Consider the following 12,164-nt stretch of genomic DNA (forward strand, 5'->3'; position numbering starts at 1 on the left):
ACTGGATGCGTGCCAACCGGCAGCCGCTCAGGAGAACTCGTTCCAGCTGACGCGCCGTGCGTCGACGTCGCCGAGCGTGATCGGATCGTGGATGTTGCGCACGCTCTGGAAGCCGGAGCGCAGATAGATCAGCGGATCGACCGTGGTCGCGGCGCGGACGTGCTGGACCTCGCCGATGAAGATCGAATGGGTCTTGGTCTCGAGCTCCTGGCTCAAGACGCAGTCGAACGCCGCGACGGCATCTTCCAGCACCGGGGCGCCGGTCGCGCCGGTGGTCCAGCGGCCGAACGCAAAACGGTCGTCGCCGTTGACGCCCTTCTGGCCGGAGAAGGTCAGCGCCAGCAGCGCGTGGTCCTCGTTCAGGAAATTGATGACGAAATGGCGCTCCTCGCGGATGCGGGCATGTGCGCTGGCATTACGGTTTACGCAGACCAGCACCGACGGCGGATTGTCCGACAGCGAGCAGGCCGAGGTCACGGTCAGGCCGGTGCGCTGCCCATTCTCAGAGCCGACCGTCACCAGCGCGACCGCGCCGGCGCAATGGCGCATCGCCTGCTTGAAACTTTGTGCGTCGACCGTCATGCCGCAAACCTCGTCAAAAACACTCGGTTTAACATATGCGACGCGGGGGGCGAGGCAAGCCCGCACCCCGCGCAGCTGTCATGCAGCCTTCTCGAACTCGGCGCCGAGATGCTTGAGCCGCGGCATCACCTCCTGCTTCAGCAGCCGCAACGAGTTGTGCCAGGCCTCGGGCCTGTGCTTGTAGTCGAAGCCGAACACGCAGAGCACGCCGAAGCCGCCGACCTCCCGGTAGATTGTCTCGATTTTCTCGGTAACCGTCGCGGGCGAGCCGACGATCCAATTCCGGCGTGCGCAATATTCGACGGTCACGTCGCTGTCGGGCACGTCGGGCGCGTGCTTCAGATAGTCCTTGAAGCCGAAATGGCCGAGCAGCGGCAGGAAGTACTCGCTCATCATCCGGCCCATCATGTCGCCGGTCGAAAGCTTCCAGGCCTCTTCGTCGGTCTCCGCCACGAACACCTCGCGCACCAGCCGCCAGTCCTTGCGGCTCGGCTTGCGGCCGGTCTTGGCGGCGCCGGCCTCGACCGACTCCCAGTGACTGCCGACATAGGCCGGGTTGAGGTTGAGGCTCATCGGAATGAAGCCGCGCTCGCCGGCAAGCTTCAGCGTGTCGGAGTTCTTCGATAGCCCCGCAACGCCGATCGGCGGATGCGGGCCCTGCAACGGCTTGATGTGGGGTTTCAGGAAATCGAACATCGTGTCCGGCTTCGACACCGTCCAGAACTTGCCCTTGTGGGTCCACGGCCCCGGCTCCGACCACATCTTCAGGATGATCTCGAGCGCCTCGCGGGTCATGTCGCGGTTCTGGCCGGACATGCCGTCGACGTTGAACATCGCCCAGTCGCTCGGCAGGCCGGACGCAGCAACGCCGAAGTTCAATCGGCCGTTCGAGAGATGATCGAGCATCGCGACGCGGTTGGCGAGTTCGGCCGGGTGATGATACGGCAGCAGGAAGCCGCCGGGCCCGATGCGCAGATTCTTGGTTTGCAGCAGCGCCTGCGCCACCAGCAGATCAGGCGACGGGTGCGGCTCCCACGGCGCGGTGTGATGCTCGCCGATCCAGGCTTCCTGATAGCCGAGCTCGTCGAGCCAGCGCAGCGTTTGCAGGTCCCAGTCGTGGCCCTCCTTCAATCCGCACTCCGGCGGGTGCGAGGGCATGGTGAAGTAGCCAAGCTCCATGTGCGTTTCCTTCCTTCGCGTTGGGTTCAGTCATGCAATGCGTCTTGCCGCGCATTCCACGCGACAATCAGCAAGCGCTGTGCCAGTGAGGAAATCGCAGGGAATGGACGGGAACGGCCGGATTTCGGCCATCGGCCGGCCGCGATTTGGGATCGGCGACGCGCGGACAGTCTCACTGTCGCGAGACGCTGTCGCAGCGGTGAGACGCACCTACCGCCGTCAGAAGCCGTGCTGGCCGGCGCGCGGTCCGGACGCGATGAGCTACGCAGAGCGGGCGAGCGGACGCCTCGTTTCCTCCCGCAGTTCGGTTTCGATGAATAGATTGGGTTTGCATCTATCGTTCTCTCCACCAATTTCTTGGACTTGAAATTAGGAGAGATGGAGCGATGGCACGTCACCCGTTGGGAGGATGACATCAGGATCGCCTGCCCGACGAAGCCGGAAATTAGTCGTCCGTTATGAAGCCGATTTGAGCGCGGGCGAGGCAGCGAGCAGTCGGATCAAACCGTTCAGGATTAGACGCATAGAAGGTTGAGCCATGCGAGGACGACGCGGAGAGTGTGTCCGACTGCGGTCAGGACGACGTTGGCGGCGTCACCGTCGCGGTCCTCGAGATGGCAGCGGCAAAGATGATGAGCGGCGGTTGCCTGCATCGATCCCGTCACCTGTCTCCGATTGGCCGGCGCCCAACAGCTTGAGCGGCGCGATGAGGCCGGCTAATTCGACCTGGCTGCGTACGCCCGTCTTGGCGAAGACGCGCCGCAAATGAGTTTTGACCGTGTTCGGCGAGACGCCGAGCCGTCGCGCGATCTCAGCAACCGAACATCCGCGCGCCACGCAAAGTGCGGCCCTCGCCTCAGCCAGTGTCAACTGCCAGATGTCCATCAGCGAGGTCGCCGGCAATTCGCCCGGCCCGGCGGGATCAAGTACGAAGATCATCGCCGCGGCCCGCTGCGGGTGGAGGCGCTGCAAACGGTCGATGTCGCGGCTGCGCACTGACGAAACCAGCAAGTTAATCAACCGCCCGTCCTCGGGATGGGGCATGCTCATGGTAGCTGCCGGCAGGCCCCGCAGCACCGCCTGCACCAGGTCGTCGAGCCGACGCGAGAAGCTCGCGGCAAACGCCGAGACTGTGCCATTGCGCAGCCGCAGCGGACCGTCCGCCGCGCCAAACAGCCGCGCCGCCTCGTTTGCCAGAATGATCCGGCGCGAGCGGTCCAGGAAGATGACGCCGATTGCGAGGCAGTCCAGCGCCTGCGCATTGGTCTCTCGCAGTGACTTGTAGGCTTCCAGGCGAAAGCCGAGCTCAATGGAGCGGCACAGATGCGGCCGGAGGCGGCGCAGGATCCCGATCTGGGGCTCCTCGAACGGCCCCTGCCGCTCGCCGCGGCAGAGATGGAACACGACGGAGAAGCCGCTGCGCTTGGCCAACGAGATCATGGCGGCATGAGCGACGCGCTGCGGACGGAGAACATCGTGGTAGAATTCGGTCTTCTTCAATTCGGACAGCGGTGCGATCTCGTCCGACCGGACGATCGCCCCATTGTGCTGCCTGTCCATATGCAGCGCATACGGATTCTTCACGTACCGCTCGCGGTAGGCACGCAGGCATTCCTCACGCGACAGCGTATGATGGTTGAAGAAAACCTTGCTGTCGCCGACGACCTGGCCGAACAACACACCATTCACGCTTGCCGTAAGCTCGGCGATCCGCACCAGCACATCGGACCACAGCGTCTCATCGGTAGCTGCATCGTAGATCAGGTCGAGCAACTGCTCGGGAAAATTCTCCGCAGCATGCATTGTTCAATTCAATCGAAATCGACGTGTACCAACACGCAAATTTCGGGCCATTCGAACACTCTCGTCAAGTCGAACCTGCAAGCAAAGGCACGACCTGCCTCAACTTGATGCAGCATGGATCATGGAACCACAGCCCTAATCCGAATCAGGAGGTGCGCCAGGTTGGGCGCGCGCGATGGCAGTTTAGCCCGTCGCGCGGCGCGGCTTCGCATTGGTGTCCGGCTCCGACGGCGGCGGGAGCTGCATCAGGATAGTCTGGCCCATCGAGGCGATCTCGATGCCTTCCTCCTGGAAGCGCCGCTTCATGCGGCGGTTGAACTCACGCTGCACCGACCAGCGGCCGCCGTCGGTGCAGCGGATCTGGCCGACGATGGTGACGACGGAGCCGTCGACCTTGTCGACGCCCCACAATTCGAGATCGCCGCGGATCAGCGCGCGATACGCCGTCTCCTGACGCATCTGCGCGACGATGTCCTTCAGCACCTCGCCGGCGCGGTCGGTGTCCTCCTTATACGAGACGTTGACGCTGACCGCCGCATTGCCGGCGCCGCGGCTGGCATTGGTGATCGTGGTGACCGCGCTGAACGGCACCACATGCACCGAGCCGTCGCCGGCGCGCAGCCGCATGGTGCGGATCGAGACGTTTTCGACCACGCCCGAGAGGCCCGACACCGTGACGGTGTCGCCGACCTGCACGGTATTCTCGATCAGGAGGAACAGCCCGGTGATGAGGTCCTGCACCAGCTTCTGCGAACCGAAGCCGATCGCGATGCCGACGATGCCGGCGCCGGCGAGCAGCGGCGCGACATTGACGCCGATCTCGCTGAGCGCGGTGAGGCCGACCACTGCGACGATCATGCAGAACAGCGCGGTGCGCAGCATCGGCTGGAAGGTACGCAAGCGCGCGGCGCGGGCGTAGTGCCCGTCGCGCGACAGCGCGTCGATCTGGCGATCCATCAGCGCGTTGGCGACTTCCCAGATCACGGCCGCGGCGAGCGCGGCAACCCCGATCGTCACCAGCGCCGAGATCAGGCGCGAGCCGATCTGGCCGCCATAGAACCAGACGATGGCATCGACGCCCCAGACCTCGAGCAGCGCGACGAAGCCAATGAAGGCGATCACCGCGGTCACCACCTTGCGCAGCAGCGGCAGATAGCGGTTGGCGCGGGTCTCCAGCCCGGGGAAGCGCTGCTTCAGGTCCGGGCTGATACGGAAGCCGCGGTCGATCAGGCTTAGCACCACCATGGTGGCGAGGCGGGTGACCAAGAGCACCACGACGGTGCCGACGAAATATTGCAGCAGCAGCGAATAGCCGTTGCGGATGTTGAGCGCCCACACCGCCCACAGCGCGAGGTCGAGCGCGATCGCCAGCACGTGCCAGAGCGCGGCGAGGCGATTGCGCATGCGCGCCGCAAGCCCGGTTCGATCGGCCGGCGCGCGGATGACGTCGGCGACCTGGCGCCGGCATTGCAGGATGATGACGACGATAAAGAGGTGCACGACCAGCATCACCAGCCGGATCAGCGCCGCATAGCCGCCGCGATGCAGCCCGAGCAGCAGCGCGACATTGGCAAAGGCGATGCCGGAGACGCCGACGGCGACGATGCGCCGCGCCCAGATCTCGATATAGGCCGCGGTCTCGGCACGGACCCGGAACAGGCCGAACGGCCCTGCCAGCGCGCGCACCGCGCAGATCAGCGCGCGGGAGAACGCATAGGCGTTGACGACCGCAAGGATCACCAGCCGCGTGGTCGGCTGATCGCCGATCTCGGTGCCGAGCAGCGCGGTAGCGATGCCGACGAACACGACGACCGGCAGCAATTCGAGCAGCAGGCGGCCGAGCACGAAGGGCAGCCGGACCAGCGACTGCCATGCCCGCGCCAGGCTGAGACGGCGCCGATGCAATTCCGGTTCCGGCGTGACATCGGTAACCGACGATGGCGGATCGACGCTCGCGAGCGTCTGCACCGGCACGCGCGCGGTCTGCGGCAGCCGCCGCTCCAGGAACGCCACCGGCCGCTTGATGAAGCGGAACACCACCCATTCGGCGACCAGCGCGCAACCGAACACCAGCGCCAGCTTCCAGGCGATATCGATCAGGAGGCCATAGGCGGCCGGATCATTGGCGGTGCGCACGAACCAGTAATAGAACGCCGAAAAATTCGTCAGGGTGCGCGCGACGTCGGCGACCTCGCGCGACATCTCGCCGACCTGCTCCGACACCATCAGCAAGAGCTGCGCGCCGAGACTGTCGGCGGTGAGCGGGATCGGCGATTGCTGCTCGGGCGCCGGCTCCGCGGCCGCCGGCTGGGCAGCAGCCTGCGGCGAAGCATTGGCGATGGCGCGTAGCGTGTTGATGATCTCGCCGCGCTTCTTGTCGTCCTGCAGCGTCTCGAGCGCGCGCTTGGCTTGCTCCGGCGTCAGATTGTCGCTGGCAATGGGTTGCGGCGGCGCCGGCTTTGCGCCCGGCTGCGCCAGCGCGGGAGAGACGAACAAAGTGAGGACGAGGAGGATCGCAAAACGAAATCTGTGCGACACGAGGGCCTCTTATTAAAAGTCATCGCGCCACGGCTGATCCCCGAAAGGAATCAGCTCTCGCGCTCGCGCCATGTCGGATGCTCCTTTTCGCCCCGATGATGTGTCGGAAGTTTGCCGCTGTGGCGGCCATGTCTTGGCATTTGCCGCAACACAAAAGTCACAAGCGTTGAGCGGCGTTTACGCATGCAACGCGCTCCCCCGCTGAGCCGGTCGATCGGCGCCACACGTCAGAGGTGAGCCGGCGGAATCTTTCGCTTGACGTAGGCGGCCGGCCATGATGTTCTTATTTTGTTCTTTTGGTTCCGATTGCGTTTTGAGGTGATCATGCACGACGTGTTCAGCGACGACGGCCCGGTCCGGCTCTTCATTCATGATGACGATGAGACGCCGCTGGAATTCGTGCGTAACCTGTTGCGCACGGTATTCGGCAAATCCCGGAAAGAAGCGATTGCCATCACCGCGCGAATCGAGGCCCAGGACGGGTTCGCATGCGGCCCCTATCCCGCGACGGTGGCCAAAGCACTGCTGGAGTCCGCCAAACAGCTGATCCGCAGCAATGGGCATCCATTGCTGATTACCGCGTCAGCCGCCGACGCGGCCCGGCCGTGCGATCTCTGTGGCGCGTTGGAGCCCGTGACGGACGTGTTTCTCATCCGCCGGACAGTCTGCCTGTGCGGCAACTGTCTGATCGCCGCGCGGGCAAGCTCGGAAAACCTGCCGAGCGAAGAGTTCAGATATGCCTTCATGGCGCTCGATTGGCATTTTGCCGGGACGCCGCGCAATCAGATCATGACCCGGTCGCGGCAATTTCCCGGTCACATGCGAGCGGACGTTCAGATCGCGATCGACAAGTTGTTCGACGCGCCGCTCCACTTCTTCGGCATTCATGAAGAACACCGCTATGAGACCCTCGCGATTGCCTCGCTGATGGAGAACAGCCGCAACGCACCGCCGATCGCGCCGCCGCAGTATCACGACGTCGACGTTGGCGAGCCCGAGTCGGTGAAATGCCTGACCAATGGCTTGTGGCTATGCAAAACCGAAGAGCTGCGCTACGCGGTGCTGCTCAGCTACCATCGTGATTATCAGACCGAACCGGGTTTGCGGATCGAGCTCGCGGTGCCCGCAGGCGCCGCCGGAAACGCCCTGGTGCAGCGCACCTTTGCGGAGCTGGAAGCTGCCGTGCATGCGGCGCGATCCTATCGCGGCAAGATCCTGTCGCTAGAAGATGCCGCCGACTATCGCGGCCGCGCGCGCGGCGTGACCGTGCATCGCCTGCCGACCGTCGCCCGCGATGACGTGATCCTGCCGGATCGGACGCTGCGGCTGCTCGACCGCAACGTGCTCGACTTCGTCGAAAGCCGCGACCGGCTGCGTGGGCTCGGCCAGTCGACCCGCAAGGGCATCCTGCTGTACGGCCCGCCCGGCACCGGCAAGACCCACACCGTCCGCTATCTCGCCACCAATCTGCCAAACCACACCACGCTGATCATCACCGCCGAGCAGGTCGGCCTGCTCGGCGCCTATATGAGCCTGGCGCGGCTGCTGCAGCCGACCATGGTCGTGATCGAGGATGTCGATCTGATCGCGCGCGACCGCGACGAGATGGGCGGGCCGTGCGAGGAATCCCTGCTTAACAAGCTGCTCAACGAGATGGACGGCCTGAAGGAGGATTGCGATATCCTGTTCGTGCTGACCACCAACCGTCCGGAGGAGCTGGAGGGCGCGCTGGCCGGCCGGCCCGGCCGCATCGACCAGGCGATCGAGGTGCCGCTGCCCGATGCGCCCGGCCGCGGCAAGCTGATCCGGCTCTACGGCCGCGGCCTGCCGCTCGAACCACCGGTCATCGATGCCGCGGTGCAGCGCACCGAAGGCGTCAGCGCCGCCTTCATCAAGGAGCTGATGCGCCGTATCGCCCAGGCCAGCATCGCCCGCGGCGGCGGCCAGGATGTCACCGCCGAAGACATCGACGGCGCACTGAACGAGATGCTGTTCGACGGCGGCCGGCTCAACGTCAAGCTGCTCGGCGGCGCACAGGGAATGAGCGCGGGGTGATGACAGGTCAGCGCGCCAAAGACGCCGGCAGCAGCAACTCCCGCTCGCCGCCGGCGAGCCGCGCAAGCTCGTCCGACATCCGCGCCAGCACGTTTTCCCAAGCTTGCGGCCTGTCCTGACGGAACAGCCGCATGGTCGGATACCACGGCGTGTCGGCACGATCGCGCAGCCAGCGCCAGTCGAGCGCGTAGGGACACAGCATCCAGATCGGGCGGCCGAGCGCGCCGGCGAGATGCGCCACCGAAGTGTCGACGGCGATCACGAGGTCCAGCGCGCAGACCGCGGCCGCGGTGTCGGCAAAATCGCCGAGCGTCGGCGCGAGGTCGACCACGTCATCACCGAGACTCCGCAGCACCGGCGCATCGTCAGGCCGCGGCTCCTTCTGCAGGCTGTAGAGCTGCACGCCAGGCGTCACCAGCCGCGGCAGCACGGCATCGGCCGGCAGCGAGCGCTGGCGGTCGCCCTTGTGCCTGGCATTGCCGGCCCAAACCACGCCGACCTTCAGCGCGGTAACGCCGCTGAGCGCCTCGCGCCAGCGCGCGAGCTTGTTGGCATCGGCCCGCAGATAGGACACCGCCGACGGAATGGTCTCGACGGTGGTGCGGAAAATCCGCGGCAGGCTCAGCAGCGGCAGCTGCAGGTCGAACGGCGGCAGCGGCTCGCCGCGGGCGAATATCCCGACATCGGGTAGCATCGGCCGCAGCAGCGCGACCAGCGCCGGCTGCACCTGCAGGATGATCCGGCCGCCGCTGCCGGCCAGCATCGGCACATAGCGGACGAAATTGATGGCGTCGCCGAGCCCGTATTCGGCAAACAGCAACAGCGTGCGTCCGGCCAGCGGTTCCCCCTGCCATTCCGGCTCGTCGAACACCGGATCGCCGTCGCTGAGCACCTTGGATTTACGCCGCCACTGATACTCTTCGAATCCCTCCTCGAACTCGCCGTTCATCAGCAGGAAATGGGCGTGGTTGTAATGCGCCAGCGGCTGGGTGGGATCGAGCGTGATGGCCCGGCGCGAGGCTACCAGCGCGGCGTCGATGTCGCCGGCATTGCGTAGCGCGACCGCAAGATTGCCGTGGCCCTTGGCATAGAGCGGGTCGAGCTCGATGGCGCGTCGATGCGCCGCGACTGCCGCCTCGACCAGATTCTGCGCCTCGAAGATGATCCCGAGATTGGTGTGCGCGGCGGCGTAGTCCGGCTTGAGCGCCAGCGCGAGCTCGGCGCAGGCGATCGCGTCGTCGACCTGTCCGAGCTCGAACAGGGCGGCGCCGAGATTGTTGAGGATGACGTGGTCGGATGGATCGCGGGCCGAAACCTGCCGATAGATGCGGACGGCCTGCTCGCGCTCGCCCAGCTCGTGCAGCACCATGGCGAGCAGCCGCTGCGGCGCGAGGTTGTCGGGATCGAGCGCGATCGCGCGGCGATAATGCGCGACTGCGTCCTCCAGCCGGCCCTGGCGGTAGAGCGCCGCGCCAAGGCCGCTATGCAGCCCCGGATGGTCGGGCTCGGCGGCAAGCCCGCGCCGATAGGCCGTGACGGCGGCGTCGAGCTTTTTCTGATCGGTCAACGCGTTGCCGAGGTTGAGCCAGACGCCACGATAGGCCGGATCGCGCGCGATCACCTCGCGATAGGCCTGCTCGGCCTCGACCGGCCGCTGCTGCGCTCCCAGCGCAACGGCAAGGTTGAAGCGCGCCCGCGTCAGGCCGCCATCGAGCGTGATGGCGCGGCGAAATGCCGCTTCAGCTTCGTCGAAGCGCGACAGATCGCACAACGCGGCGCCGAGCTTGACCTGCAGGCCGGCATCCTGCGGCCGCAGAGTCACGCCGCGCTGGAACGCCGCCACCGCGCCTTCATGCTTGCCTTTCACCGCGAGCGCATCGCCGAGCGTGGCGAAGGCCGGTCCATGATGCGGATCGAGGTTGAACACCCGGTTCAGCAGCACCGCACCCTCGGCCGCGCGATCGGTCACGAAGGCGATCACGGCGGACAGATGCAATGCCGGAACATGGTCGGGATCGGCGGTGAGGATTTCGCCGCACAAGGTGCCGGCCTCCGTCGCACGGCCCGCGCCATAATGCGCCACCGCATCCTGCAACATCCGGTCGACCGCCACACTGCCCACGATACCGCCCCCGCCAAAAGACCCCGACGGGGATTAAACGAACGGCTCCGCCAAATCCGGCGCGCAAATCCCGATGAAGAATCTCAATCCGGATGCGGATGTGTTCTCCTTCCGCCTGAAAGGGGGAAAGTCGGGATGGGGGTCAGCCGCACGCGCCACTGCCCGCGGAGAGAGCAGGTGCCCACCCGCTTTGCTCTGAGCAAAGCGACGGCCAGGGCGCGCGTGCCGTTCAACTGATCGGAGACGGCATGTGATCTGCACTAAAACCGCTTCGCGTTTTTCCGGATCATGTCTTAGCGCTTGTTGTCGTCCCGCTCGTCTGCGTCACTCGGCGGCTGCAGGCCGGGGCTGTTGGCCCAGCTGTCGAGTTCCTCGATCACCCGCCGATGGCTCGGCCGTAGCCTGGACGGACCGCCGGGCTCTTGCGACAACTTTCGGGGCAGTTTGACCTGTTCTGGCATGACGAGACTCCAGAGCTGGGCAGTACGCACGATACAAGTGGCGATCGCTACGCACGCAACTTGAGGAGATCGCGGATCTCGGTGAGCAACTCCTGCTCTTTGGTCGGCTTCGGCGGCTCGGCCGGCGCTGCGGGCGCTTCGCGCTTGAGCTGGTTCATGAGGCGGACCACGATGAACAGCACGAAGGCGACGATCAGGAAGTTGAGCGTGAGCGTTAGGAAGTTACCCCAGGCCAGCACCGCGCCCTGCTTCTTGGCATCGGCCAAATTGGTCGCCGTCACCGACTTCGTCAGCGCGGTGAAATAGTTGGAGAAGTCGAGCCCGCCGCTGATCGCGCCGATGATCGGCATGATGATATCGGCCACCATCGACGACACGATCGCGCCGAACGCCGCGCCGATGATCACGCCGACGGCGAGATCGACGACGTTGCCCTTCATGGCGAATTCCTGGAATTCCTTCAGCATGTGATATCCTGTTTCCAAAAAGGGTGTGCGCGACCCGGCGACGGGATCGCCGGCCGCTGCAAAGGTGCGAAGATTATTTGCGGACTTCCGACTTCGCCGGCGCCGCGACCGGCTGAGCGGGCGTCGCCTGCTCCCACGGCGCGGGCAAGATGACCCGCGCGGGCGGCGGGAGCTGCGCGGCGCGCTGCACGTTCGCATTCGCCGGATGCTGCTCGTCGCCGGAATTATCGGCGCGGGCGATGGCGATGGTGATGCCCAGCGCCAGTGCTGCGAGCCCGAGCCCCACACCGATCGACGTGGCGGCGACGCCAGTACGCCGCCTGTTCAGGATGGCATGATGAGATGAGGTCATCGCCACTGCTCCTCACGCAATACATTTGGTTCGGAGCCGTGCGGCCGCTAAAGCGCGACGCGCTTTAGCTTCGTGCTTGAGCATGATCTCCGCGTTTGTCGCGAGGGAAAGCCGCTTGGCACTTTTCCGGATCATGCTTAGCGCGCGCACGGCGCGAAGCAGACGTCAGGTCTTGATGTCCGCCGGCAGCTTGCCGCCATTGGCGGCGAGCTTCGCCATCACCTGCTGATGCAGCCAGACATTCATGGTGGCGGTGTTGTTGGTATCGCCGGTGTAGTGCAGCTCCTTGGCGAGCTCCTTGCGCGCCGCAAGGCTCGAGTCGAGGCCGAGCGCCTTCATCAGATCGACAATCGACGTCCGCCAGTCGAGCTTCTCGCCGGTGGCAGCCGCCGCCTTGTCGACGATCGCGGCGACGTCGACGGTCTGCGCGGCGGGCGTGGTAGGCGCCGTGGATGTTGATGCAGGCGATGCGCCGGGCGCAGCCGTCCTCGTGGTCTCAGCCGTCTTGCCATCAGGTGTCTTGGCCTGGGCGCCGTGGCCAAAGATTGCACCCATGATGCTTCCAAAAATGCTCATGTCTCTCACTCCGTATGCCCGAGACAGCG

10 protein-coding genes are annotated in these 12,164 nt (G+C 65.4%); 1 reads left to right on the forward strand and 9 read right to left on the reverse strand.

Annotation, left to right across the window (positions count from 1 at the left end; translation table 11 throughout):
• Positions 1–27: 27 nt before the first annotated feature.
• The 4 genes from ACVIW0_RS37000 to ACVIW0_RS37015 all read right to left on the reverse strand — a co-directional run bounded on the left by ACVIW0_RS37000 (position 28) and on the right by ACVIW0_RS37015 (position 6,102).
• Positions 28–582: a flavin reductase family protein gene (locus ACVIW0_RS37000; protein ID WP_461356719.1), complete on the reverse strand. Its 555-nt coding sequence runs from the start codon at positions 580–582 to the stop codon at positions 28–30.
• Between the two features lie 78 nt (positions 583–660).
• Positions 661–1,761: an LLM class flavin-dependent oxidoreductase gene (locus tag ACVIW0_RS37005; protein ID WP_461356720.1), complete on the reverse strand. Its 1,101-nt coding sequence runs from the start codon at positions 1,759–1,761 to the stop codon at positions 661–663.
• A 594-nt stretch (positions 1,762–2,355) separates the two neighbouring features.
• Positions 2,356–3,564: a helix-turn-helix transcriptional regulator gene (locus tag ACVIW0_RS37010; protein ID WP_461356721.1), complete on the reverse strand. Its 1,209-nt coding sequence runs from the start codon at positions 3,562–3,564 to the stop codon at positions 2,356–2,358.
• A gap of 183 nt (positions 3,565–3,747) precedes the next feature.
• Entirely contained in the window at positions 3,748–6,102 is a 2,355-nt protein-coding gene (locus ACVIW0_RS37015) for a mechanosensitive ion channel family protein (protein ID WP_461356722.1), read from the reverse strand.
• A 324-nt stretch (positions 6,103–6,426) separates the two neighbouring features.
• On the opposite strand from ACVIW0_RS37015, the gene ACVIW0_RS37020 reads away from it, so the two are divergent.
• Positions 6,427–8,157: an ATP-dependent Clp protease adaptor ClpS gene (locus tag ACVIW0_RS37020; RefSeq protein WP_461356723.1), complete on the forward strand. Its 1,731-nt coding sequence runs from the start codon at positions 6,427–6,429 to the stop codon at positions 8,155–8,157.
• Positions 8,158–8,164: 7 nt separating this feature from the next.
• Here ACVIW0_RS37020 and ACVIW0_RS37025 read toward each other — a convergent pair whose 3' ends face one another.
• The 5 genes from ACVIW0_RS37025 to ACVIW0_RS37045 form a co-directional block, all read right to left on the reverse strand.
• Positions 8,165–10,255 (reverse strand): tetratricopeptide repeat protein, encoded by a 2,091-nt coding sequence (locus ACVIW0_RS37025; RefSeq protein ID WP_461357531.1) that lies wholly within the window; start codon positions 10,253–10,255, stop codon positions 8,165–8,167.
• Between the two features lie 317 nt (positions 10,256–10,572).
• Positions 10,573–10,740 carry a hypothetical protein gene (locus ACVIW0_RS37030; protein ID WP_461356724.1) on the reverse strand — a complete coding sequence of 56 codons (168 nt, stop codon included), beginning with the start codon at positions 10,738–10,740 and terminating at the stop codon, positions 10,573–10,575.
• A gap of 47 nt (positions 10,741–10,787) precedes the next feature.
• A complete protein-coding gene (gene mscL, locus ACVIW0_RS37035) occupies positions 10,788–11,207 on the reverse strand; it encodes a large conductance mechanosensitive channel protein MscL (protein WP_461356725.1) in 420 nt (139 codons plus the stop codon).
• 73 nt (positions 11,208–11,280) lie between these two features.
• Positions 11,281–11,559, reverse strand: coding sequence for a hypothetical protein (locus tag ACVIW0_RS37040; protein ID WP_461356726.1), 279 nt, complete (start codon positions 11,557–11,559; stop codon positions 11,281–11,283).
• 165 nt (positions 11,560–11,724) lie between these two features.
• On the reverse strand, positions 11,725–12,135 hold the full coding sequence (locus ACVIW0_RS37045; protein WP_461356727.1) for a DUF3597 domain-containing protein: 411 nt from the start codon (positions 12,133–12,135) through the stop codon (positions 11,725–11,727).
• Between the last annotated feature and the right edge of the window lie 29 nt (positions 12,136–12,164).

The sequence above is a fragment of the Bradyrhizobium sp. USDA 4454 genome, from assembly GCF_054822705.1.

Bases quoted from the DNA above. Each gene is read 5' to 3' on its own strand.
- ACVIW0_RS37045 (WP_461356727.1), bottom strand. From the start codon at position 12,135: ATGAGCATTTTTGGAAGCATCATGGGTGCAATCTTTGGCCACGGCGCC.
- ACVIW0_RS37010 (WP_461356721.1), bottom strand. From the start codon at position 3,564: ATGCATGCTGCGGAGAATTTTCCCGAGCAGTTGCTCGACCTGATCTAC.
- ACVIW0_RS37000 (WP_461356719.1), bottom strand. From the start codon at position 582: ATGACGGTCGACGCACAAAGTTTCAAGCAGGCGATGCGCCATTGCGCC.
- ACVIW0_RS37005 (WP_461356720.1), bottom strand. From the start codon at position 1,761: ATGGAGCTTGGCTACTTCACCATGCCCTCGCACCCGCCGGAGTGCGGA.
- ACVIW0_RS37025 (WP_461357531.1), bottom strand. From the start codon at position 10,255: ATGTTGCAGGATGCGGTGGCGCATTATGGCGCGGGCCGTGCGACGGAG.
- ACVIW0_RS37030 (WP_461356724.1), bottom strand. From the start codon at position 10,740: ATGCCAGAACAGGTCAAACTGCCCCGAAAGTTGTCGCAAGAGCCCGGC.
- ACVIW0_RS37040 (WP_461356726.1), bottom strand. From the start codon at position 11,559: ATGACCTCATCTCATCATGCCATCCTGAACAGGCGGCGTACTGGCGTC.
- mscL (WP_461356725.1), bottom strand. From the start codon at position 11,207: ATGCTGAAGGAATTCCAGGAATTCGCCATGAAGGGCAACGTCGTCGAT.
- ACVIW0_RS37020 (WP_461356723.1), top strand. From the start codon at position 6,427: ATGCACGACGTGTTCAGCGACGACGGCCCGGTCCGGCTCTTCATTCAT.